At 63.7% G+C, this 21,869-nt stretch carries 29 protein-coding genes; 6 read left to right on the top strand and 23 right to left on the bottom strand.

All coding sequences use genetic code 11. The annotated features are described in order from the left end of the window. The first annotated feature begins 143 nt into the window (after positions 1 to 143). Both IC614_RS07465 and IC614_RS07460 read left to right on the top strand, forming a co-directional pair. Positions 144 to 413: a hypothetical protein gene (locus tag IC614_RS07465; RefSeq protein WP_200970730.1), complete on the top strand. Its 270-nt coding sequence runs from the start codon at positions 144 to 146 to the stop codon at positions 411 to 413. 113 nt (positions 414 to 526) lie between these two features. After that, on the top strand, positions 527 to 688 hold the full coding sequence (locus IC614_RS07460; protein WP_200970729.1) for a hypothetical protein: 162 nt from the start codon (positions 527 to 529) through the stop codon (positions 686 to 688). Between the two features lie 197 nt (positions 689 to 885). On the opposite strand, the gene IC614_RS07455 is transcribed toward IC614_RS07460, so the two are convergent. From IC614_RS07455 to IC614_RS07445, 3 genes are all read right to left on the bottom strand, one after another. Then, positions 886 to 2,406 (bottom strand): L,D-transpeptidase scaffold domain-containing protein, encoded by a 1,521-nt coding sequence (locus IC614_RS07455; protein WP_226372600.1) that lies wholly within the window; start codon positions 2,404 to 2,406, stop codon positions 886 to 888. Between the two features lie 119 nt (positions 2,407 to 2,525). Continuing rightward, positions 2,526 to 4,124 (bottom strand): M56 family metallopeptidase, encoded by a 1,599-nt coding sequence (locus IC614_RS07450; RefSeq protein ID WP_200970728.1) that lies wholly within the window; start codon positions 4,122 to 4,124, stop codon positions 2,526 to 2,528. After that, complete coding sequence (locus tag IC614_RS07445; RefSeq protein ID WP_200970727.1) at positions 4,121 to 4,495, bottom strand: BlaI/MecI/CopY family transcriptional regulator; 375 nt, start codon at positions 4,493 to 4,495, stop codon at positions 4,121 to 4,123. The genes IC614_RS07450 and IC614_RS07445 overlap by 4 nt, the downstream gene beginning before the upstream one ends. 124 nt (positions 4,496 to 4,619) lie before the next feature. On the opposite strand from IC614_RS07445, the gene IC614_RS07440 reads away from it, so the two are divergent. Further along, on the top strand, positions 4,620 to 5,510 hold the full coding sequence (locus IC614_RS07440) for a hypothetical protein (RefSeq protein ID WP_200970726.1): 891 nt from the start codon (positions 4,620 to 4,622) through the stop codon (positions 5,508 to 5,510). Between the two features lie 9 nt (positions 5,511 to 5,519). Here the strand turns inward: IC614_RS07440 and IC614_RS07435 are convergent, their stop codons facing one another. From IC614_RS07435 to IC614_RS07390, 10 genes are all read right to left on the bottom strand, one after another. Beyond that, positions 5,520 to 6,020 (bottom strand): hypothetical protein, encoded by a 501-nt coding sequence (locus IC614_RS07435; RefSeq protein WP_207791099.1) that lies wholly within the window; start codon positions 6,018 to 6,020, stop codon positions 5,520 to 5,522. A gap of 3 nt (positions 6,021 to 6,023) precedes the next feature. Next, positions 6,024 to 6,515 (bottom strand): demethoxyubiquinone hydroxylase family protein, encoded by a 492-nt coding sequence (locus IC614_RS07430; RefSeq protein WP_404829120.1) that lies wholly within the window; start codon positions 6,513 to 6,515, stop codon positions 6,024 to 6,026. 47 nt (positions 6,516 to 6,562) lie between these two features. Further along, the gene (locus tag IC614_RS07425) at positions 6,563 to 7,054 is read right to left on the bottom strand and encodes a disulfide bond formation protein B (protein ID WP_200970724.1); all 492 of its coding nucleotides are present in this window, start codon (positions 7,052 to 7,054) and stop codon (positions 6,563 to 6,565) included. Positions 7,055 to 7,185: 131 nt separating this feature from the next. Continuing rightward, positions 7,186 to 8,532, bottom strand: a complete 1,347-nt coding sequence (locus IC614_RS07420) for a S41 family peptidase (RefSeq protein WP_200970723.1) — start codon at positions 8,530 to 8,532, stop codon at positions 7,186 to 7,188. An 85-nt stretch (positions 8,533 to 8,617) separates the two neighbouring features. Beyond that, a complete protein-coding gene (locus IC614_RS07415) occupies positions 8,618 to 9,793 on the bottom strand; it encodes a murein hydrolase activator EnvC family protein (RefSeq protein ID WP_200970722.1) in 1,176 nt (391 codons plus the stop codon). Beyond that, positions 9,762 to 10,184: a 23S rRNA (pseudouridine(1915)-N(3))-methyltransferase RlmH gene (locus IC614_RS07410; protein ID WP_200970721.1), complete on the bottom strand. Its 423-nt coding sequence runs from the start codon at positions 10,182 to 10,184 to the stop codon at positions 9,762 to 9,764. The genes IC614_RS07415 and IC614_RS07410 overlap by 32 nt, the downstream gene beginning before the upstream one ends. Before the next feature lie 58 nt (positions 10,185 to 10,242). Then, a complete protein-coding gene (gene rsfS, locus IC614_RS07405) occupies positions 10,243 to 10,641 on the bottom strand; it encodes a ribosome silencing factor (protein WP_226372599.1) in 399 nt (132 codons plus the stop codon). Positions 10,642 to 10,650: 9 nt separating this feature from the next. Then, the gene (locus IC614_RS07400) at positions 10,651 to 11,292 is read right to left on the bottom strand and encodes a nicotinate-nucleotide adenylyltransferase (protein ID WP_200970720.1); all 642 of its coding nucleotides are present in this window, start codon (positions 11,290 to 11,292) and stop codon (positions 10,651 to 10,653) included. Beyond that, positions 11,289 to 11,576 carry a type II toxin-antitoxin system RelE/ParE family toxin gene (locus IC614_RS07395; RefSeq protein WP_200970719.1) on the bottom strand — a complete coding sequence of 96 codons (288 nt, stop codon included), beginning with the start codon at positions 11,574 to 11,576 and terminating at the stop codon, positions 11,289 to 11,291. The genes IC614_RS07400 and IC614_RS07395 overlap by 4 nt, the downstream gene beginning before the upstream one ends. Beyond that, positions 11,576 to 11,824: a CopG family ribbon-helix-helix protein gene (locus tag IC614_RS07390; RefSeq protein ID WP_200970718.1), complete on the bottom strand. Its 249-nt coding sequence runs from the start codon at positions 11,822 to 11,824 to the stop codon at positions 11,576 to 11,578. The genes IC614_RS07395 and IC614_RS07390 overlap by 1 nt, the downstream gene beginning before the upstream one ends. Positions 11,825 to 11,925: 101 nt before the next feature. Between IC614_RS07390 and IC614_RS07385 the strand changes: the two genes are divergently transcribed. After that, the gene (locus IC614_RS07385) at positions 11,926 to 12,963 is read left to right on the top strand and encodes a DUF3667 domain-containing protein (RefSeq protein WP_200970717.1); all 1,038 of its coding nucleotides are present in this window, start codon (positions 11,926 to 11,928) and stop codon (positions 12,961 to 12,963) included. 183 nt (positions 12,964 to 13,146) lie between these two features. Here the strand turns inward: IC614_RS07385 and IC614_RS07380 are convergent, their stop codons facing one another. Genes IC614_RS07380 through miaB form a run of 4 tightly spaced genes read right to left on the bottom strand, consistent with a single transcriptional unit; the run spans position 13,147 to position 16,928 of the window. Further along, complete coding sequence (locus IC614_RS07380; protein WP_200970716.1) at positions 13,147 to 14,040, bottom strand: hemolysin family protein; 894 nt, start codon at positions 14,038 to 14,040, stop codon at positions 13,147 to 13,149. Positions 14,041 to 14,045: 5 nt separating this feature from the next. Next, entirely contained in the window at positions 14,046 to 14,561 is a 516-nt protein-coding gene (gene ybeY / locus IC614_RS07375; protein WP_200970715.1) for an rRNA maturation RNase YbeY, read from the bottom strand. Positions 14,562 to 14,601: 40 nt separating this feature from the next. Beyond that, complete coding sequence (locus IC614_RS07370; RefSeq protein ID WP_200970714.1) at positions 14,602 to 15,591, bottom strand: PhoH family protein; 990 nt, start codon at positions 15,589 to 15,591, stop codon at positions 14,602 to 14,604. Beyond that, the gene (gene miaB, locus IC614_RS07365; RefSeq protein WP_200973146.1) at positions 15,591 to 16,928 is read right to left on the bottom strand and encodes a tRNA (N6-isopentenyl adenosine(37)-C2)-methylthiotransferase MiaB; all 1,338 of its coding nucleotides are present in this window, start codon (positions 16,926 to 16,928) and stop codon (positions 15,591 to 15,593) included. The genes IC614_RS07370 and miaB overlap by 1 nt, the downstream gene beginning before the upstream one ends. Positions 16,929 to 17,023: 95 nt before the next feature. Here miaB and IC614_RS07360 point away from each other — a divergent pair, with 95 nt between their 5' ends. Beyond that, entirely contained in the window at positions 17,024 to 17,758 is a 735-nt protein-coding gene (locus IC614_RS07360; protein ID WP_200970713.1) for a DUF6058 family natural product biosynthesis protein, read from the top strand. After that, complete coding sequence (locus tag IC614_RS07355; protein ID WP_226372598.1) at positions 17,755 to 18,453, top strand: ArsR/SmtB family transcription factor; 699 nt, start codon at positions 17,755 to 17,757, stop codon at positions 18,451 to 18,453. The genes IC614_RS07360 and IC614_RS07355 overlap by 4 nt, the downstream gene beginning before the upstream one ends. Here the strand turns inward: IC614_RS07355 and IC614_RS07350 are convergent. The 6 genes from IC614_RS07350 to IC614_RS07325 all read right to left on the bottom strand — a co-directional run bounded on the left by IC614_RS07350 (position 18,402) and on the right by IC614_RS07325 (position 21,816). After that, positions 18,402 to 19,001, bottom strand: coding sequence for a lysophospholipid acyltransferase family protein (locus IC614_RS07350; RefSeq protein ID WP_226372597.1), 600 nt, complete (start codon positions 18,999 to 19,001; stop codon positions 18,402 to 18,404). The two genes, IC614_RS07355 and IC614_RS07350, sit on opposite strands and share 52 nt — an antisense overlap. Positions 19,002 to 19,154: 153 nt before the next feature. Then, positions 19,155 to 19,577, bottom strand: a complete 423-nt coding sequence (locus tag IC614_RS07345; RefSeq protein ID WP_200970711.1) for a Fur family transcriptional regulator — start codon at positions 19,575 to 19,577, stop codon at positions 19,155 to 19,157. 70 nt (positions 19,578 to 19,647) lie between these two features. After that, complete coding sequence (locus IC614_RS07340) at positions 19,648 to 20,064, bottom strand: MucR family transcriptional regulator (RefSeq protein ID WP_200970710.1); 417 nt, start codon at positions 20,062 to 20,064, stop codon at positions 19,648 to 19,650. A gap of 110 nt (positions 20,065 to 20,174) precedes the next feature. Further along, positions 20,175 to 20,651, bottom strand: a complete 477-nt coding sequence (gene rimI / locus IC614_RS07335) for a ribosomal protein S18-alanine N-acetyltransferase (protein ID WP_200970709.1) — start codon at positions 20,649 to 20,651, stop codon at positions 20,175 to 20,177. Further along, complete coding sequence (tsaB, locus tag IC614_RS07330) at positions 20,648 to 21,247, bottom strand: tRNA (adenosine(37)-N6)-threonylcarbamoyltransferase complex dimerization subunit type 1 TsaB (RefSeq protein WP_200970708.1); 600 nt, start codon at positions 21,245 to 21,247, stop codon at positions 20,648 to 20,650. The genes rimI and tsaB overlap by 4 nt, the downstream gene beginning before the upstream one ends. Beyond that, positions 21,247 to 21,816 (bottom strand): NifU family protein, encoded by a 570-nt coding sequence (locus IC614_RS07325; protein ID WP_200970707.1) that lies wholly within the window; start codon positions 21,814 to 21,816, stop codon positions 21,247 to 21,249. The genes tsaB and IC614_RS07325 overlap by 1 nt, the downstream gene beginning before the upstream one ends. Positions 21,817 to 21,869: the final 53 nt, after the last annotated feature.

Here is a 21,869-nt window from a genome sequence, read left to right as displayed (position 1 = left end):
CCATTGCGGGAGCGGAACCAAAATTATGGTCGAGCATTGTGGCCTGTTGGAAGGGAGATTGCGCGAATAGGCGCGTGGTGGCGGACGTCCTGTAAATTGGGCGTCCTTTTCCTTTCAGTGGATAAACAAAGGGGCAGAATGCCATGAAGATGATTTCGAAAGCTCTTACCGGTGCGGCCTTCCTGGCCCTCGCAGCTTGCGGCGGCAAAGGCGACGACGCCGCGGCCGACAACGCATCGGATATGTATGAAAACCAGGCCGCCGTCGTCCAGGATATGGCCGACAACACGACCAACGAAGTCCGCCAGGACCAGCTTGAAGATCGTGCCGACGCGCTCGAGGAAAAGGCCGATGACGTCGCGGACAAGATCGACGATTCGGACATCAATGCCGAAGCAGTGAACGCGCAATAATCTGCTGGGCCGGGTGGCCTGACCGCCCGGCCCTGACATGTGTCGGCAAAGCGGTCAGCGATCGAGCCAGTATGGTTTACCTGCCGTTAACCTTGTTTGGTTAGCATGATCGCATGCTGAAAGCGGTGCTGGTCTTTATCCTCATCTGTATCGTCGGCGACAATATGGCGTTCGACGGCTATTACCGCTTCATGCTGGTCATGGAGGCGAAGCAGCTTTTCCATCATTTCACGGCGCTGGAATGGACGGGACTCTTCATTCCCTCGGGCCGTTAATTATCGTTCTTGATACGGGCCGGCGGCAGTATCTGCGTTCATCTGGAGCGACAGGCAATCTCCGCAAGCTGGAACCAGCGACGATGTGCGCCGGGCACAGCCGCGATATGAGAAGCTGATCAGCTTTCTTGAAATCCGAGAAGCTGGAACCTGCCCGCCGCTTGCGGACAGGTTCCCTTTACCACGCCTCTTTGCGGTCAGGGTCCGACATCGATGCTGTGCACGCGATTGGCTGCGCGCGTGCGTTTTTCCATGCCCAGTTTTTCGGCCAGCATGTCATCCCAACCATAAGCATCAGGGCTGAAGCGCACCTGTCCGTTCTCCACATAAGCGGTATGGTAGAGCAAGCGTACCGGAATGCGTTGCGGAAGGTCGATCGCCGTCTCCTTGCCGGTTCCCAGCCCCTTGTCGAAATCCTGCAGTTTTCCCTGTTGCTCCGCGATCAGGCGAGCGAAGCCGATCGCGTCCTGGACGCGGATGCAGCCGTGGCTCCGGTGCCGCTCATCCTCATTGAACAAGGCTTTGGCGGGCGTGTCGTGAAGATAGATGGCCTGATCATTGTCCATGTCGAACTTGACCTGCCCGAGCGCGGATGTCGGGCCCGCGGCTTGAACAAGCTGGCCGCCTTCGAAGCTGAACTTGTTGCGCCGCAGATAATCCTGGCTCTTGCCCGCCAGTTCGTCCTCCTGAATCGATTCCGGCACGCGCCACGGCGGATTGGCGATCAGCCGTACGATCGGCGAGCCCAAGCGGGGCGTTTCCCAGCCGGGCTGGCCGACGACGACGCGTCGGCGGTCCACTTCCTGGCCATCGCGCAAATAGGACAGAAAGGTGGCCGCCGTATTGACGTCGATGCGGGTCGCGGGCGCTTCCCGGGCGAGCCAACGGCGGCGTTCCAGGTTGATGGCGAGGGTGCGGGCCCGCTCCGTCGCCCCGCCATTCAAAACGGCGAGGGTGGACGCGCCGAGTACGCCATCGGCCTTCAATCCATAAGCGGCCTGCATCCGCCCCACGGCTTGGGCAAGCGCCGGCGTATATCGATTGCCCTCCACGTCCTCGTTCAGGAAGCCGCTGGAGCGGAGGGCGGCCGCGATGGCGGGAACGCGCGGGTCGCTGCCCCCGGCCTTCAAGGCAGCACCCTCCGGAATGGGTTGGCGCTTTTCCTGCACGGCCCGTTTTACATAGCCCAGATAGGCGTCCGACAGAGCTTTATATTCGGCATCCTGGGGAGCGAGGCTTGCCAGCCATTGCGCGACCTGGCCATTCGTGATCGCTCCATTGAGGCCCTTCGCCACATCGACCTTTGGCCGCTCGAGCGTGTAGACGTCAGCGATCGATTTCGGGTCCACAACGCCATGCGCGAGCGCGTCGGCATAATGGAGCGCGGCCTTGGTGAGCGCCGCCTCCCGCGCGGCGGCGCCGCCCGCAGCGGCCTTTTCATCCAAAAAGCTGGCTGCGGCGAGGCCATGGCGGGGCGCTTCGCCCACCGCTTTGGTGAGGGCTGCGCCCTGTTCCTCGTTCCATGCGGCCTGCCACTGGCGCGCTTCATAAAAAGCGCGGACGTCGGGGTCCGACACGGCGGCGCGAAGCTCTTCCGGCCTGACCGCCTGCGGCGCGGTTTGCGCGGCGGCACCGCCGGAACTGGTGGTGCCGCTGTCGCAAGCGGCTGTCGCGGCGAGCGCGGCAGCGAGGGAAAACCCCAACATCGTCTTATGCATGGATACTCCAGACTACAAATACGCACGTGTCTGGAGAACGCGCTTCCGGTGAGAAACGATCCGTGCAGGACAATGTCGGCGCGCGCCTCAATGGCGAAGCGGAGTGCCCCGCTGCCCGGTCAGGCGCCTTCGCGCATCTTCTGCGCGCCTTCCCGCATTTTTCGCGCGCCCTTGCGCATGCCCTGCGCGCCATTCTTCATCTTCGGAATGGCATTGAGCAGATCCTGATGCGTCACCGTCTTGCCCTCGGCGGCGGCCTTGGCGATCTGCTGCTCGCGATAGCGGGCATCGCGAAGGCGGTCGGCTTCGCGTTCCATGTCGCGGGCGCCGTTTTCCATGTCGCGCGCTGCTTTTTCCATGTCGCGAGAACTCATGGCCATGCTGTGCCTGACTTCCTTTTGCACGGCGGCGGCGATGGCCCTGCCGTCGACCGCATGGGCGGCGGCACCCCGCGCATGCGCCATGGAGCCGCGCATTTCACGCGCGATGGTCTCGTCGAGCCCGGCAAGCTCTTTATCGAGATCGCGCAGGTCGCGGTCCCTGGCAATCTGCGCCTGTTCACGGGCATGGCGCGCCTCGGCACGCGCCCGCGCGATATCGTCCCTGATTTCACCGGCCGAAGGGACAGGGTCCACCGGCCGCGGCGCCGCGGCTGGAGCAGGGGCGGCGACCGGCGCTGAGCCCAATGTTGCAACGGCGGGAGCGGGCGCCAACGGCGCCTCCGGTGGCGCAGGGGGAGTTGGAGCAACCAGCTCCAACGCCGCCAGCGGAGCGGCCAGGGCCGCGCAGCCGATCATCGCGGCCAGCGTCCATTTGGAGCCGGAACGGATGGCGCGGCCGCGGCCGTCGAGGACGGCATAGATACGGCGCGAGAGGCCGCTGCGCGATGGACGGATGCTGTTCGCCGGAACCATGCCGCCGCGGCTGTGCATGATGCAGCTCATCAGCGTCTGAGCATAGTGGGCGGGCTCGACCTCGGCGACAGCCTGAGCGTCGGCGGCTTCCTCCGACTGCTGCACCATTTCGCGCTCAAGATACCAAATGAGCGGGTTGAACCAGAAGAAGGCGACTGCGAGGCGGGAGAGCATCAAGGCCACCCAGTCCGCACGGACGACATGCGCCATTTCGTGGGCGAGGACGGCATAAGCGTCGTCCGGCCGTTCATAGGTTTCGTTATCGATGAGGATTACTGGCTGTGCCCAGCCCCAGGAAAGCGGCGCAGGGACGCTGCTGGAGAGGAGAAGGCGGGTGCCCCTTTTGTCTCCGGCACTGGCGCGGGCGCGTTCGAGCGCCTCGCGCCAGACGGGCGAGTCGACCTCACGCGCGGCCCAGGTCCAGCGTTGCAGGGTGACGTAGCCGCTCGCGAGGCGCAGGCCGAGGAGGAGCAGACCGGCGAGATAGGCGAGGCCGATCAGAAAACCGGGATTATCCGGAAGAGAAGAAGGTGCCGGCGCCGTTGCGGGAAGCGCCGAAAGGTCCGCAGCATCGCTTTGCGCGATGACCGGCGCCATTTCGGCGGTGGCGATGGGATTTTCCATCTGCAGCGCCGGACCTGCCAGGGAAATCAGCGGCAGGAGAAGGATAAGGCCGACGGCCAAGCGCAGGATCGCCGCGCGGTCTCCCGGCGAACGGGATTTGAGCACCAAGCCGGCGACAAGGGCGATGCCCGCGATGAGGGCCGATTTCCAGCCCATTTCGATGAGGAAGTCGAAGCTCATTTCTGGCGCTCCTTGGCTGCGTCGATCGCCTTTTGCAGGGCGTCGAGTTCGTCATTGTCCATATGCTTTGTGAGGCCCAGCAAGGCTGTCGCGGCACCGGCGGCGGACCCGTCGAAGAAATTCTTCACGAGCTGCTTTAGCGCCGACTCGCGGACCTTGGCCGCTTGGGGTACGCTTTTATAGACATAGGCATTGTCCTGCGTGCGGTGAGTGATCGCGCCCTTGGCTTCGAGCCGCGTCAGCATCGTGCGCACCGCGCTGTGGCTCGGCGGATCGGCCATGGCTTGGCGGATTTCGACGGCCGTGGCTTCACCAAGGCGCAGAAGGGTTTCGAAAATCTCACGTTCACGGCGGGGCAGCGACTCAATCATGCTTCACTCCTGTTACGAATGTAACATGCTACATTTGTAGTGATCGCGCAAGCCTGATTGCATGCTTCCGGGTTCAGCGGAAATGCGGTAACGCATCGACACTTCTTTTTCATGGAGAATGACTGTGCGTTTTCGGCAGAGTCCGTTTATGGTCGGCGCGCTTGCCGCCAGCATCTTTGCCCAGCCAGTGATCGCTCGGGAAACGGAAGACGTTCCTGCTCAGGACGCGCTCCAAACCGGCCGTTTCGCGGATGGATCAAAATTCCTGTTTGATCACATGGTATCCTACTGGAATGACGGAGTAGAAGAATCGGCACCAACTGAACTAACCGATGATACAGCCCTAGGGTTTATCGACGAGATGAAGGTTGTCCTGCAGAAGAAGACGATCCCGAAGAAGGAAGCCGCTCTCTTCGAACGCAAGCTCCGGCTGATTGCTCAGGAAGTGTTGAGCCAGCCTTCTCTGCGCAATATTCGCGGCGCCAGTCTGCATCCGTCCATATGGATCGACCAGAACCGCCACGGCATCATGCAGGGAACATTTTCCGTCTACGCGGTACCCATTCGGCTGAACCTTTCACAAACGAAGAATGTGAATGGACGCTATTGGACACCCGGAACCGAAGGGCCGATGCTGGAGATCAGCCTCAACAGTAATTTGGTCTATATGACGCAGTCCGTCAGGGAAAAGGGTATCTATAATAACAACCCCATTGCCGAGATCCACGAAACGCCATTCCCGTATGTGGCCAATTCAGACCGGAGGCCGATTGCCACCTTATGCTGTGACCACAGTGGGGAATCTTATCAGGAATGGGATAATGACGGATTTTACAATTGGACGCTTCCCGCCACGAAAGTGCAATTCCTGTTCGGCAAAGTAGCGCATGCCGCTTATCATCAGGGATTGAGGGACGGAACGCATCCACCCACAAGTCACCTCGGCCGCCTATTCGCGGCCTTGTACATGGTGAACTGGCCGGATGTTGTCCGTCGCATCGAGGAAGTGCGATAATCCCGCCGCTCAACGCGGGCGGGCGTTTTCCTCCTCGCGGGCCTTGATGTCGGCTTCGACTTGGGCGGCTTCCGTGTCAATGCGGCCGAGGCGCTCCTGGCGGGCTTCTTCAATCAGGCGGTTCCAGTCGATCTCGTCGCGATTCTCGCGTTCCAGGCGCGCTTGGTTGAGAAGCTGGCCGAAACAGCCCGTCCAGCCGCCGGGGCCCGTGGGCGAGCAGCTGCCGGTGCCGCTGCGGCCGACATAAGAGAGTTCTTCCACCCGGTTCGTCCAGGCGTTATTGCGCGCGTCGTCGCCCTCGCGAAGATTTTCGGGGATGCGGTAGCGATCCTCTTCCGGGCGCTTGGCGCAGACGATGATCTCATTCTCGGTACTCGCAGGACAAGCGTCGTTGCCGTAGATGATGAGCTGGTTGACGCGAACATCCTGCGGCCCCTGGGTCTGTGCCGGAGCGGGCGCGGCAGAAAGGGCGATCAAGGCGCCGGCGGCGGCGAGGCTAAACTTCAGCATGGATCAGATCCTTTTCGAAAGGGCGATGGCGGCGCGGCATCCCGCGCGAATGACAGCGGACAGGACGGGATAGCCAAAGGCATTTTCGGCGCCCGCCGCGATGGCGGTGTCGCGATGCTCCAGCTCTTCGGCCTGGAATTCGCGGATCGTGCCGGAAAGCTCGGGCTCCTCGTCGCCGAGCGATGCCAGTTGCTCGGCATAATGCTTGTCGATTTCGGTCTCGACGGCGGCGGTGCAGGCCATGGCGGCTTCCGGACCGATCAGGGCGGTGGCGGCACCCAGTGCGAAGCCCGCGACATTCCATAAGGGCTGGAGCAGGGTCGGACGCACGCCGCGATCCGCCAGCATGGCGTCGAAATGCTTGAGGTGAAGTTCCTCCTGCAATGCCATGCCGGCGATGAGGCGCGCGGCGGGATGGCGATCGCCGAGGACGGCGAGCTGGCCCGCATAGATGCGGGTCGCGCCATATTCGCCCGCTTGGTCGACGCGAAGCATGGACGGAACGTCCGGGCGCCGCCCACCGGGCCGCCAGCCAGGAGCCGTCATGCGAAGGTCTTGGGTCGTTTGAGGCTGAGCCATAGGATCACCAAAGCCGCTCCAATGGAAATAAGGGCGTTCCAGCCGGCGAGCGACAGGCCGAGGAACGACCATTGGACTTCATCGCAACGAACGAGCGGCGTCGCCATAATATCCGCCAGAAGGTCGGCATTGGATGCGCCCGCCTGGCCGCCCGCGCTGCAGGTCGTCAGCCCTTCGAAAATGCCCCATTCGACACCGGCATGATAGACGCCGATGCCGCCGCTTACCAGGATGGCGAGCGCGGCGAGCCAGACGAAGCTGCGGCCCTTGTCCGGCCCCCTGCGGAGCAGGAAAGCGGTGAGGGCGAGCGGGATCGCCGCGAAATGCGGATAACGCTGCCACCAGCACATCTCGCATGGATAAAGGCCGCCGATCAGCTGCGATCCATAGGCCCCCGCAAGGAGAGCGGATGGAACCAGCAAAGCCAGCCAGCGCGCTTTTTGAAGTGATGTCATGCCATCCCCACCCGCTTATCATCGTCATTCCAGCAAAGCTGGATTTTCGTCGTTCCGACAATCCTCAAGATTCCGGCTTTCGCCGGAATGACGGAAGCGGGAGACGCGGGCAAGAGGCGCCTGCAGTTCCGTTACCGCGCGCCCGCCTTCTTCGCAGCGGGAGCCGCCGCCTGCTGGAAGGAGCCCAGACGGGAAATGGTGCTCAGCGCGTAATGGAGCTGGAAATCCTCGATCCCCTTCTTCTCCAATTCCTCGGCGGTCGCGGAGAAACGAGGGTCCGGCTTGCCGTCGTCCTGGATCACGTCGTCCTCCACCTTAAGCTCGTTGATGAGGTGGCGGCGCAGATCGGCTTCGCGAATGCGCGGACGATTCTTGTAATCGGGATCGGACAGTTGCGGCACGGGAAGATCGGGCGTGATGCCGCCTTCCTGCACCGAACGGCCCTTGGGCGTATAATAACGCGCGGTGGTAAGGCGGAGGCCGGTGGTGCGGCTCAAGGGCAGCAGGGTTTGGACCGAGCCCTTGCCGAAGCTGCGTTCGCCCATGATGATCGCCCGCTTGTGATCCTGCAGCGCGCCCGCGACGATTTCGGAGGCCGAAGCACTGCCCGCGTCGATCAGGACGATGACAGGGCGGCCCTTGGCGAGGTCGCCGGGCTTGGCATAATAATGCTCCGTGTCCGACGCCTTGCGGCCGCGCGAGGAGACCACCTCGCCGCTCTCCAGAAACACGTCCGATAGGCCAACCGCTTCGTCGACCAGGCCACCCGGGTTGGAGCGCAGATCGAGAATATAGCCGAGCGGCGCGTGGCCGAGCTTCTTTTCGATGTCGGCCATCGCCTGGACGGTGAGCGGCGTCGTCGTGCGATTGAAGGCGTTGACGTTGATGATGCCCACATTGTCCTTCACGTCCCACTTGACCGCCTTCAATTCGATCATCGCGCGCGTCATCTTCAATTCCATCGGCTTTTCACGGCCGGGACGGAAGACGGTCACGGTGATGTCGGTGCCCGGTGGGCCGCGCATCTGATCGACCGCTTCGTCGAGCGTGCCGCCATAGATGAGCTTGCCGTTCAAATGGGTCAGGAAGTCGCCGGGCTTAATCCCGGCCTTGTCGGCAGGCGTATCTTCGGTTGCGGCGACGACCTTCACCGCGCCGTCCTCCATCCCCACGGTGAGGCCGAGCCCGCCATATTCGCCGTCGGTCGAGGTGATGAGCCGGTCGAAGTCGCGTTCGTCGAGATAGCCGGAATGCGGATCGAGGCTGCTGAGCATGCCGTCGATGGCACCGCGGATCAGGGTCTTGTCGTCCACCTCCTCGACATAGGCGCCGCGCACCTCGTTGAAGACGCGCATGAACGCTTCAAGCTCCTGATAGGTGCTGGCGTCGACATCGGGTGCGGCAAGGCTGGCGGTCGCGACAGGGACGAGCGCCACCGCCGTGAGGAGGCCGAGCGAGCGGATGAGGTTCTTGGCCATGGGACTCCCGGGCGATGATGTTTTCATGAACGCAATGCTACGCTCTTTTTAGCGATCCGAAAAGCAACCGCCGATGAACGAGCGGTCAGCCGAGCGCGGCGAGCGGCGCGATGGGGAAGGGGCGGCCGTCGCGGCGCAGCTCGACGGTCACGGGACGCCGCCCCGTCCGTCCGATCGGCTGGCCGGTCGCGACCCGGTCGCCGGCGCGGACGCTCAACGTGGCAAGGCCGGTGACGAGGCTGGTCCAGCCGCCGCCATGGTCGACGATGACGATTTCGCCATAGCTGCGAAAGCTGCCCGCATAGACCACGCGTCCACCTGCCGGAGCGACGGCATCCCGGTCCGCCGTGACGGCGAAGGTCAAGCCCCGGTTATGAATGCCAGCGGCCGATACCTCCCCCATCCCGGACAGGAGTTTGCCCGCGGCGGGAAGGGCGTAGGGGGAGCGGGTCGGCCGCCGAGGCGGTTGACCGCCAGCGCCGGTCGGTGGGCCGGGAAGGATCGCGAGGCTGGCGGCGGCGCGCTCCTCAAGGCGTTGCCTTTCCCTTTCAGATCTCAGCTCGAAGACCTCACCGCTCAAGGCCAGCGCGCGGTTCGACCGGCCGAACGCCTGATCCGAAAGCGCCGCGCTACGGGCAAGGGCCTGGGCTTCGATGGCGGCGAGCGCGCTTCGCTGGTTGGTGAGTGCGAGGCGATGCGCGGCGCGATCGGCGCGTGTCCTGGCGGCCGCCCGCTTCAGCGTGGCGATCCGGTCAAGGTCCGCCAGCAAGGCCGCGGATTTTGCGCGCAGAGCGGGACGGACGGCGTCGAGGACGGCGCGCATGCGCGCGGCCTTCTTGAGAGATCCCGGCTCCGCAAACGCCAAAGCGGCCGGACGGCGCGCCATGGCGGCAAGGGCGGCGGTCAGTTCGGCGACAGGCTGCTGCCTTTCGGCAAGGCGCGCGGCGGCGGCACGGCGGGCATCCTCGATGGCCGCAAGCCGGGCATCCGCGGCGGTAATTCCCGCTTCAGCCGCTTCGATCCGCGCGACGAGAAGGTCCGACTCCAGCCGGGCCTTGGCCGCAGTGTCGCGGGCCTGCGCCGCGCTTTGTTCCAGCCGCCGGGCATCGGCAGCGGCGGCAGCGGCTTCCCGCTGCGCTTCGTCCGCCGTCAACGGCGCCTGCATGGCGTCTGCGGCGGCCAGCGGCATGAGGAGAGCGGCGAGAAGGATCAGGCGGGCGTCCACCCTTTTATCCTTCGCGATGATAAGGGTGGTTTGCAAGGATGCTCGTCGCGCGCCAGAGCTGTTCGGCGAGCATGACGCGGGCAAGAAGGTGGGGCCAGGTCGCCTTGCCGAAGGCGATGAGGAGGTCGGCCTGTGCGCGGTCATCGTCGTTGAAGCCATCGGCGCCGCCGATCAGGAAGCGGGCTTCGCGCCGCCCGCCGTCGCGCCATTTTTCGAGATAGCCGGCAAAAACCATGGAGCCCAGCTGCTCGCCCTTCTCGTCAAGGAGAATGGTGACGCTGTTGTCAGGGGGCGGCGGAACCTTGCCGCCGGTTTCAGGAAGCTCGGTGACCTTCGTAGGCCAGGCCAAGCGCTTCAGGTAGCGGTCGACAAGTTCGCTTTCCGGACTGCGCCCAATGCGGCCGCGCGCGATGATGTGAAGGAGCATCAAAGCCTTGCCCGCGTGAATAGCCCTCCCCCATCAAGGGGGAGAAGCACATTAGATATCACGCCCCGGCGGGAGCCGAGGCTTGCGCGCCGTTTTCCTCAAACGCCCACATACGCTCCAGATTATAGAAGGTGCGCACTTCCGGGCGGAAGAGGTGGACGATGACGTCATCGGCGTCGATCAGCACCCAATCGGCAATCGGCAGGCCCTCGATGCGGACATTGCGGCCCAGCTCGCGCTTGATCCTCTCCTGCAGCTTCTGCGCCATGGACGCGACCTGGCGCGTCGAACGGCCGCTCGCGACGACCATATAGTCGGCGATGCTGGATTTTCCGGAGAGGGGAATGCTGACCACTTCGACGGCTTGATCGTCGTCGAGGGAGCCGAGGACCAGCTCATGCAGCTTTTCCACCTGGTCTTTGCCGCCGATGGACGGGGCGGGGGATGGGTCGGGCAAAATGCCTCCTTATCTCAATCGCCTGCGCGTCACGCCGTCGCGCAGGGCCGTGGTTTGGAACGTTCCGGGGAACTTTTGGTGCCAGCCGGGGCGCGCGGCGCGCAGGGCCGTGGCGGAGGTCGGGTCGAGCGGCAGATCGAGCAGCACGAGAGCCGGCAGTCTCCACTTCGTCCAGTGCCGAGCCTGGCCTGCGGGCCGGACGAAGCGCCGCAACCAACCCATTGCGCGTGCCGCCTGGGCGTCATCCTTATATCCGGGCCGGGCGAGAACCGCAATCGGGACCATCCTGGCGATTTTCCGCCAATCCTTCCACTTGTGGAACTGGGCCAGATTGTCCGCGCCCATCAGCCAGACGAAATGCCGGTCGGGAAAGCGGCGGCGGAGCGCCTTCAGCGTATCCGCCGTGTAGCGCGTACCAAGCTGCCGTTCGATGGCGGTAACGCGGATCGGGAGGCCGCGCGCGGCCGTTCGCGCGGAAGCAAAGCGAGCGGAGAGCGGCGCCATGCCTTCCCCGGTCTTCAGCGGATTGCCGGGGGAAACCAGCCACCAGATTTCGTCGAGGCCAAGCGCGTCCAGCGCCTGGCGGCTGATCTTGCGATGCCCGCGATGGGCGGGATTGAAGGAGCCGCCGAGGAGGCCGGTGAGGGTCATTCCGGATCGGCCCAATTCTCTTGATCATGGCGGACGCGGAGGATCTGGATGCTCTGCTCGTCAAGCCGGTAGATCAGCACGTAACGGCTGCTCTTGACCCGCCACTTGCGTGCGGGGCCCACATCGATGAGTGATCCTGCGAACGGCAGGCCGGCAAGAAAGTCGCCAGCCTCTCTTATGCGATCGAGAATGGCATCGGCCTGGTCTTCTGAATAAGCTGACCAATAATCGTCGATCGCCTCAAGGTCACGCTCCGATGCTGCCGACCATTGGATCCGCCGCATCAAGCGCGAGACTTCCGCCGGGCTTTCAGCCTTTCAAAAATTTCTTCATGCGGAATCAGCTCGCCCCGGTCGGCGGAATCAATGCCTTCCTGGACGAAGGCGAGGAATTCCGCCTCACTCTCGGCCATCTTCTGGATGGCGCGGGCGGCGAACCAGGCGCGGCTGCGGCCGTGGGCCTTGGACACTTTGTCGACGAGGGCGAGAGTGTCGGCATCGACACGGGCGGAGATGACAGCGCTGTTGCTCATGCCTGGGATGTAATCTTTGTATACAAACGAAACAAGCTGCTTTCTCGTCTCGACCCTCTCTCCTGGTTCCGGCATGATGGACGGAAACGGATGGGGTGACAATGGGCGGTGAAGGCATCGAAGCAATCGGCGATCTCGCGACGGGCGGCATGGTCGCGCGGGCGGTAGAGCCCAAGGCGGGCGAAGCGGCGCATGGCTATGGCGGCCAATGCCTCAATTGCGGGACGGCACTTGCGGGGGACTATTGCCATGCCTGCGGGCAGGCGGGCCATGTCCACCGTTCGCTCATGGCCTGGTGGCACGATCTCGCTCACGGCATTCTGCATCTGGATGGGAAGGTGTGGCGGACCTTGCCTCTGCTCGCCTGGCGGCCCGGCGATCTCACGCGGCGGTATGTCGAGGGTGAGCGGGCGAAGTTCGTGTCCCCGATGGCATTATTCCTTTTTTCCGCTTTCCTGATGTTCGTCACGTTCAGCACGATCGGCGGGCCGTTCGAGACCAACTTCGCCCCGCCGGACAAGGCGGAGATCCAAGCCGAACGCGTCAAAGCGGATGCCCGGCTGGCGGAATTGGAAAAGCAGCGCGATGCCGCTGCGGCAAAGGGGGAGGATACGCGCGGGATCCGGGAGGAAATCGCCGATACGCAGCGGGAGACGTCCGCATTGAAGATCGCGACCGGCGACACCGGTACCTTGCGAGTTGAAGGGGCGGACTGGATCCGCCACGCCATCGAAAAGGCCCGCGCCAATCCGGATCTCCTTCTCTACAAGCTGCAGAACAATGCGTATAAATTTTCCTGGGCGCTCATCCCGCTGTCGGTGCCGTTTGTAGCGCTGCTCTTTCTCTTCCGGGGACGGCGGCACCGCATGTACGACCATACGGTCTTCGTCACTTATTCCATCGCCTTCATGACGCTGGGGACGGTCACTCTTTCGTTCCTGCGCGTCATCGGTTTGCTGGAAGGCTGGATCGGGTTCCTCATCCTGATCATCCCGCCGCTTCACATGTACCGGCAGCTTAAAGGCGCCTACGCCCTTTCCCGCTTCGGCGCCCTGTGGCGGACGGCGATGCTGCTCCTCTTCGCGTTCTTGGCCTTTATACTGTTCTTGGCCGGGATCGGCCTCATGGGCGCGATGTAAGGGATCAGGCGCGCTTCACCAGCGACAGCGCGCCACCGACCGTGATGAGGGCGGCGCCCGACAGGCGCTCGCGCCAGACGGCGAGCGGCCCGGAAGCCATGACGCGCCCGCCCCGCGCGGCGACGTCCTCCCTTACGCCTCTCCGGCCTTGCGGGAGTGGCGGCACCTGGCAAGGCGAAGATTTCACTCGACGGCGGCAATCTCCTCGGGCGCGTGGAGGCGAAGGCGGTTGACGCGGCGAGTGTCGCTGGCGGTGATTTCCAGCTTCCAACCGCTCGGATGCTCGACGATCTCACCCGCCTGGGGGACATGGCCCGCAAGGACGAAGGCGAGGCCGCCAAGGGTGTCGACATCCTCCTCGACCACCGCAAGGCGGGCATCGACATGTTCGGCGACCTCCTCGAGCTCGGTGCGCGCATCGGCGTCCCAGATACCGTCCTCCAGCGGAACCAGCATGCCTTCGGGCGTCTCGTCATGCTCGTCCTCGATCTCGCCGACGATTTCCTCGACGACATCCTCGATGGTGACGAGGCCTTCGGTGCCGCCGAATTCGTCGACGACGATCGCAAGGTGGACCCGCTCGCCCCGCATGCGGGCGAGAAGGTCGAGAACCCCCATCGACTCCGGCACGAAGAGCGGGGTGCGGATAAGGGCGGCGATGTCGTCTGGAGGCGTGGCGCCGTCGACCTTCAGCGCGAACACATCCTTCACATGAACCATGCCGATAACGTGATCGAGGCTGTCCTTGTAGACCGGAAGACGGCTGTGGCCCGCATCGGCGAAGGCCGCGACCAGGGCGTCGAACGTAGCGGTGGACGGCACGGCGATGATATCGCCGCGCGGCACGGCAATGTCGGATACCGTGCTCTCGCCGAAGTGGAGGAGGTTGAGGAGCATCTGCCGCTCCACCGGCGTCAGGTCGCCGACGACGGGCTTTTCGCCCTCGTGACTCTGGATCGCTTCCTCGATCTGGTCGCGGAGCGTCGCCTCGCCATCATCGCCGAACAGGAAGTGCCGCAGCCCTCCCCAAAAAGTGCGCCCGTTTTCCCGGGCGATGCTACTGGAATCCTCGTCCATTTCTTTTAAGATTGCACCTCTTCAACAGAATAGGGATCGGCGATGCCGATGGCGGAGAGCGCGGCCTTTTCGGTCGTCTCCATCGCCTCGGCTTCTCCATCCTCCAAATGGTCGTAGCCGAGCAAGTGGAGCGTCCCGTGGACGATCAGATGGGCCGCATGGGTCTCCACTGCAACCTCCTTGTCCGCCGCTTCCGAAACGCAGACGCCGTGGGCGAGCACGATATCGCCCAAAAGCACCTCCCCGCCGTCGGCGGTGGCGAGCGAGTCGAGGAGTTCGGCCTCGAACATCGGGAAGGACAGGACGTTGGTGGGCTTGTCCTTGCCGCGATAGGCGGCATTCAGCACGCGCACTTCTTCATCGGTCGCGAACTTGACCGAGATTTCAATGGAGAGCGCGCTGTCGATCAGTTGGGGGCGGTCGCTGTGCCGGATCGCGGTTTCGACCGATCGTAAAGCAAGAGCAGGCCAGTCGGTGCGACTGTCCCATTCCTCCCCGGCATCGGACTCGACAAGAATCATAAAACCTCCCCTGCAAGGGGGAGGATTTGGGGAACCGGCCTCACGTCAGCGGCCCCTCATAAGCTTCGACGATCCGGCCGACGAGCGGGTGGCGGACGACGTCGCCCGCGCCGAAGCGGATTGTGGCGATCTTGGGAATGCCTTCCAATTTCTCCACGGCGTCGGCAAGGCCGGACATGCCCGGATTGGGCAAATCCACCTGCAGCGGATCGCCGCAGACGACCATGCGGCTCCTCATGCCGAAGCGGGTCAGGAACATCTTCATCTGCTGGGGCGTGGTATTCTGCGCCTCGTCGAGAATGATGAAGGCGTCTCCCAACGTCCGCCCGCGCATGAAGGCGATCGGCGCGATCTCGATCTCGCCCGACGCGATGCGGCGCTCCACCTGTTCGGCGGGGAGCATGTCGTAAAGCGCATCGTAGAGCGGACGGAGGTAGGGATCGACCTTTTCTTTCATGTCGCCGGGGAGGAAGCCCAGGCGCTCGCCCGCTTCGACGGCGGGACGGGAGAGGATGAGGCGGTCGACAGAGCCGCCGATCAATTGCTGCACGGCCTGCGCGACGGCGAGATAGGTCTTGCCGGTGCCTGCCGGCCCAAGCGCGAAGATCAGGTCGTCGCGGCCCAGCGCTTCCATATAGGTGGCTTGTGTGTGGGAGCGCGGGACGATCGTCTTCTTGCGCGTCCGGATCATTACCTTGGGCGGCTCCGACACGTCGGAGACGATGCCCTCCAGCACCGGCTGGCCGGACATGGCGATGACGGCGCTCACGGCCTCGGCATCGATGTCCTGGCCTTCGTTCAGCCGATTGTAGAGCCCCTGCAGCACGTCGCGGGCGCGGGCGGCGGCTTCGGGTTCGCCCTCCACCTGCACGCGGTTGCCGCGCGCGGCGATGTAGACGCCGAGGCGATCCTCGATGGCGACGAGATTGCGGTCGAACTCGCCGAACAGAGGGCCGAGCAGGTGCGGCTCGGCGAACTCGATCTCAAGGCGCGCGCGGGGCGTGGCGGGATCGAGTTTCTTCTGCGGCATCAGGCGGCTTTCTCCATTAATTCGGCGCCCGCAAGGCTGTTCGGCCCGGCGGACAGGATTTCGACATCCACGATATCGCCGATCTTCGCGACAGTTTCGAGATGGACGGATTGAAGCCAGGGCGATTTGCCGATCAGCTGGCCGGGCTTCTTGCCCTGCCGTTCAAGCAGCGCCTGCGTACGTTTTCCCACGGTTCCCTGATTGAAGGCAATCTGATGCGTGTTGATCAGGGCCTGCAGCCGCTGAAGCCTCTCGTCCATCACCTCTGCGGCCACCTGATTCTCCATGTCCGCCGCCGGGGTTCCGGGGCGCGGGGAATATTTGAACGAGTAAGCCTGCGCATAGTTCACGGCCGAAACGAGATTCAGCGTATCCTGAAACTCCGCCTCGGTCTCACCGGGGAAGCCGACGATGAAATCGCCGGACAATGCGATGTCGGGCCGCACCTTCCGGACGCGGTCCAGGATGGCGAGGTAGCTTGCCGTGGTGTGGCTGCGGTTCATTGCCTTCAGCACCCGGTCGTTTCCCGCCTGAACGGGCAAGTGCAGATAAGGCATCAGCTTCTCGACATCCCCATGAGCCTGGATCAGGCCCTCGGTCATGTCGTTCGGGTGGCTGGTCGTGTAGCGGATACGCGCGAGGCCGGGGAGCTTGTCGAGCGCGCGGATCAGGCCGTCGAGGCCTTGCAGGCGGCCTTTGTCGTCTTCTCCGGTCCAGGCATTCACATTCTGGCCGAGCAACGTGATCTCACGCGCGCCCCCGTCGACCAACGCTTTCGCCTCGTCGACGATGGCCGCCCAATCGCGCGAAACCTCTGCGCCGCGCGTATAGGGGACGACGCAATAGGTGCAGAATTTGTCGCAGCCCTCCTGCACCGTCAGGAAGGCGCTCGGCGCCTGTTTCCGGCGGGCAGGCAGCGCGCCGAATTTCGACTCGATCGGCATGTCCGTGTCGAGCGCGCGCTTGCCGGTTTTGGCCTCGTTCAAAAGATCGGGCAGCCGGTGATAGGCTTGCGGGCCGACGACGATGTCGACGCTCGGCGCGCGGCGCGGGATTTCGGCGCCCTCGGCTTGCGCCACGCAACCGGCCACCGCGATCATCGGGCGCGATCCATCCTCCCGCTTCAGCCGGCCGATGTCGGAATAGACCTTTTCCGCCGCCTTCTCGCGAATGTGGCAGGTATTGAGCACGACGAGATCCGCCTCCGCCCCGTCGGTGGCCGTCATGCCCTGCGCCTCGAGCAGCTCGGCCATGCGGGCGCCGTCATAAACGTTCATCTGGCAGCCGAAGCTCTTGACGTGAAAAGTCTTGGGATCGCGGTTCATCGCTCCGCCTATAAGGGATTGGGCGCCCGGGCGGAAGCATCGAGCATTCGCCCGATCATTCGGTCTCTCCCGAACCATCGGGCAAGTGATGATGCTACAAGGACACGATGAAAAACTCTGCCGCTTATGTCCGTCGCTGGTTTGTTGAAAAATCGCAATTCGCCGTTCTCGTCGGCCCCGTGTCTGAAATATTGGACGACTTGCTGGCCGAGAAGGCCTTTCCCGGCGTGATTTACAGCCAATCAACTCAAGGAGACTGGTGGAGCGCACTTGGCGCGGCGCTGGGTCATTGTCCGGCTGCTCCTCCCCTGGGCGGCACCGACTGGTATTCCCCGGCTGCAACCTGGTGGTGCCGCAGGGCGGCGCTCTCGATGCGGGCGGGCTGCTCGGCTGCCGAGGCGGCGGCGCTGAACAAGGAAAAATTCATTACCGACTTCATCGCCGAGCTGAACCGGGAGCCGCATGCCCCCCGCGCTTTTCCCGCCTGCTTCCCAAATGATGAGCTGGACAGGAGAGCGGCGCGTCAAGCCGGCGAAAAGGAATGGGGCGATTGGATCGATGGCCCCTATGCCGTATGCCTGCGCCGTTTCTCGGCCGAAAGCTGCGTCCGCAAGGAATCCTGGGCAAAGCGGCTACGCGACCATTTTGACGGGCAGGGAGAAGCTTTGGACGATCTTGCCATGTTCGACCTCGTCGAAGCCCTGGAAAGCCTGATGCTGCCTTTCGCGCCTTCAGAACGGCCATCCGGTACTCCCGGGGAAGTGGTGGACCGGGCGCTCGACTTGCTTCGCCTCGGTCGCGAATTGCCCTATGCCGGTGTTGTCGGCTTCAAAGGAGAATGATGAAGCAAGGGCCTCAAATCGCACCTGTGGCGGCACTGATCGGAGATCCGGCGCGCGCCAACATTTTGGCCGCCCTCATGGACGGCAGGGCCTTGGCGGCGGGCGAGCTGGCCGAAACTGCGGGCGTCACGCGTCAGACCGCCAGCGAACATTTGAGTAAGCTTCTTGCCGGCGGGTTGCTCGCGGTCGAAAGGCAGGGGCGGCATCGCTATTATCGTCTGTCGGGATCGGACATCGCCGATCTGATCGAAAGCCTTTTCTCGGCCGCGCAGCGGACCGGCGCCGTGCGCGTCCGCACCGGCCCGCGTGAGCCGCTGCTTCGCCAAGCCCGCATCTGCTACGATCACCTCGCGGGTGCGGCAGGCGTCAGGATGGCGCATTCTCTGACTAGCCGGGACTTTGTTTCGCTGGGATTGGACGGCGTGACTGAAAAGGGACGCGCTTTCCTGAACGGTCTCGGCATGGATGTGACAGCGCTGGGGAAAGCCCGTCGTCCCCTGTGCCGGCCTTGCCTCGACTGGAGCGAAAGGCGCCATCACCTTGGCGGCGCCTTAGGCGCCGCCATCCTTCACATGATGCGGCAAAAGAAATGGCTCGTTCGTGGAGAAGGGCGAATCCTGGAATTTACCTCAATCGGCGAGCGTCAGTTTTCAGACGTCTTTCCGGCCGGGCCATTGGGGAACAGCGCGGCCTGAACCTCGGCCTGGCTCTGTTCCGCCAAGGCTTTCCGGTTCGGCACATCATGCGGATCGATAGGCGTTAGGAAATGGACAATTACCGGGATCGTGCCTGGCCGGGAAAGAATGCGGCGGGCATTGGCGACAGCAGGTTCTTTCCCGACCCAGGCAATTTTCTGCGCCAGGACGCCATAATCAAGTGCGACAGGCTGCACTTTGAGATCAGGTAGGGCTGGAAAGACGGCGGAGAGCAAGCTGGCGCGGAAAGGCAATATTTCATGCCCGCCTTCCGTGGTGCCTTCCGGAAAAAGCGCGACCGGTTGACCGGTGGCGAGGGCCGCGCGGAGCTGGTCGGCCTGGCCTTTGACCCCGTTCCGGTCACTTCGCGCCACGTAGATCGTATTGTGGAGGCTCGCCAGCCAGCCGATGACCGGCCATTTCCTGACCTCATCTTTGGAGACGAAGGCGGCGCCGCTCGCGCTCGCGACGACGAGGATGTCGAGCCAGCTCAAATGATTGGCGAGGAACAGCACGTCGCGGCGGAGCGGCGTGCCCTCCACAGTCACGCGAGCTCCCGCGCACCGCGCCGTCCAGCCTAGAAATAGGCGAGGCCACGGCGATAGGTGGCCTGCCAGCTTCCAGAGATGATGCAAGGGCAGGCAGACGATCAGCCCAAGAACGATGGCTGCGATCCGGAAGATCATGCGCATAAGGCGCGATCAGTCCTTCCGGTCGGTCTTGACGCCATAAAGCTCCATGCGGTGATCGACGAGGCGGAAGCCCAGTTTCTCCGCGATCTTGCGCTGGAGCGCTTCCAATTCGTCGTCCACGAATTCGATCACTTCGCCGGTCTCGACATTGATGAGATGATCGTGATGCGCTTCGGCCGCCGCTTCGTAGCGGGCGCGTCCGTCGCCGAAATCGTGGCGCTCGAGGATGCCCGCTTCCTCGAACAAGCGGACGGTGCGGTAGACGGTGGCGATGGAGATGCCGCTGTCGATGGCGGAGGCGCGGGCGTGCAACGCCTCGACATCGGGATGATCTTCGGATTCCGAAAGAACGCGCGCGATGATCCGGCGCTGCTCCGTGATACGGAGGCCTTTTTCGGCGCACAGCGCCTCGACGTCGATTCTGCGGCTCATGACGGCGATGTAGACTGTTTGCCGGGGAGGTCAAAGCGGCGGGACCACAACCTCCCGCCGCTTGAAACCCTTATTTCTTGGTCCGGCGCGAGGTGCCGAGGCCGATCTTCTTGGCGAGCGAGCGCCGCTGCTCGGCATAGTTCGGCGCGACCATCGGATAGTCGGCAGGAAGACCCCATTTCTGACGATATTCGTCAGGCGTCATATTATAGTGGGTCATCAGGTGCCGCTTCAGCATTTTCAGCTTCTTGCCGTCTTCCAGGCAGACGATGTAATCGGGCTTCACCGATGCACGGACGGAAACCGCCGGCGCCTGCTTCACTTCCGGTTCCGCGGCCTGACCGCCAAGCCCTGCCAGCGCGGCATGGACATTTTGGATCAGCTGAGGAAGATCGCTGACCGACACGCTGTTGTTGCTGACGTGAGCGGAGACGATGTCCGCGGTCAGCGTAATAAGCGTCTCCTGCGCGTTTTCGAGTTCATTCATTGGATAGTGTTCCCCTGTTGCTATTCTGGTGCGGGTGGGGGCCGCCAAGTGTCCAATGGAACCTTTGATTCGGAATGGCAAGTCGAGAGCGCAAACGAAGGCGGAATCGATCAAATATTGGACGATCTCGACAAGGTAAGCGCATGAAAAAGGGCGCCGTCGGTTCCGCAATAATAGTTTCTGCGCGTGCCAACCCGATGAAAACCCGCGGCTTCGTAGAGACGCACCGCAGCATTGCCGTCCCGAACCTCAAGATGAAGATGCTCCGCATTCCTTGCGCGCGAGTCGGCGATGAAATGATCGACCAGCTTTTTACCGACCCCGATTCCCTGAAAGTCGCGGCGGACGGCAAGAAGCAGCAATTCCGCCTCTCGCAGGACGATGCGGCCCAAGCTGAAACCCGCCACCGTGTCGCCAATCCGCGCAAGGGACAGCCAGACCCCCGCCATGGGCAGAATGCCGGCGCATTGCGGGGCGGTCCATGCTTCGCCGAAGCTTGGATCGAAACTATCGGACATCACGGCCATGACGGCGTCGAGATCGGCGATGCCGCCGGCTTCGATGCGGACGGGATCAGGCCGCGTCATGCCATGGGCCTGGCATCCGGCCCTCGCCCATAGAGAGGACGTGGAGGCAGAATGCGAAGATCGAGGGGCAGCAACTTGGCGTCGGACGCGCGGGGATAAGCCTCGATCGGTTCGCCGGAACAGCGCGTGGCAATGAGGAGCGCGGCGCCGCTCCCGGCGACCGGGCCGTCAGGCGCATGCGTGGCCGCAGCTTCGGGAAGCAGCGACTGGAGCGGGCCCAGGGCACGGAGCGGTTCGCGAACATAGGTCTGGACGAAAAGCTGCCCGTGTCCGCCGTTCAGCGCAACCGTCAATTCCGGGAAAGCCTGCCCCGCCGCGATAAGGGCGAGCGAGGAATAGCCCTGGACCGGAATGCCCCAGCCGATCGCCAGCCCGTGCGCGGCGGCGAGGCCGACCCGGATGCCGGTGAAGCTGCCCGGGCCGCAATCGACCAGAATTGCTTCAGGGCGGCTGCCGCCGATCACTTCGGCGATCATCGGGATCAGCCGTTCGGCATGGCCGCGGCCCACGATTTCGTGCCGTTCCGCGACGACGGCGTCGCCATCAAGAAGCGCGACCGAGCAGGCCTCCGTCGCGCTGTCGATCACCAGCAGCATCAGACGGCTTCGACCGTTTCGACCTCCGGCACATAGTGCTTGAGGAGGCTTTCGATGCCTTGCTTCAGGGTCATGGTGGAGGAAGGGCAGCCCGCGCAGGCGCCCTGCATGGCGAGATAGACCCGTCCCTTGTCATAGCCGCGATAGACGATGTCGCCGCCGTCGCGCGCCACTGCCGGGCGGATGCGGGTGTCGATCAGGTCGCGGATCTGGGCGACGATGTCGGCATCCTCGGGATTGTCAGGGATATCCGAGGCGGGGACAGCGATGTCCGCCGCGCTGCCGGGGCGGAAAAGCGGCGCCTCGCTGGAAAAATGGTCGAGCAGGACGGTGAGGATTTCCGGCTTCAGCCGCGCCCATTCGACTCCCGGTGCGGCGGTAACGGAGATGAAATCGCGGCCGAAGAAGACGCCGTCGACTTCGCCGGTCGAAAAAATCGCTTCGGCAAGCGGCGATGCCTCCGCCTCTTCCGGCGTGGTGAAATCGCGGGTGCCGGCGCCCATGACCTCGCGGCCGGGCAGGAACATCAGGGTCGCCGGGTTGGGCGTGGTTTCGGTCTGGATCAGCATGGCCCCCATTTGGGCGCGGGGAGGCGGCGGATCAAGGAAAAGCCGCGCCGGAC

It is taken from the genome of Sphingosinicella flava, assembly GCF_016025255.1.
Taxonomy (GTDB): Bacteria; Pseudomonadota; Alphaproteobacteria; order Sphingomonadales; family Sphingomonadaceae; genus Allosphingosinicella; species Allosphingosinicella flava.
This window is presented reverse-complemented; position numbering and strand designations above follow the sequence as displayed.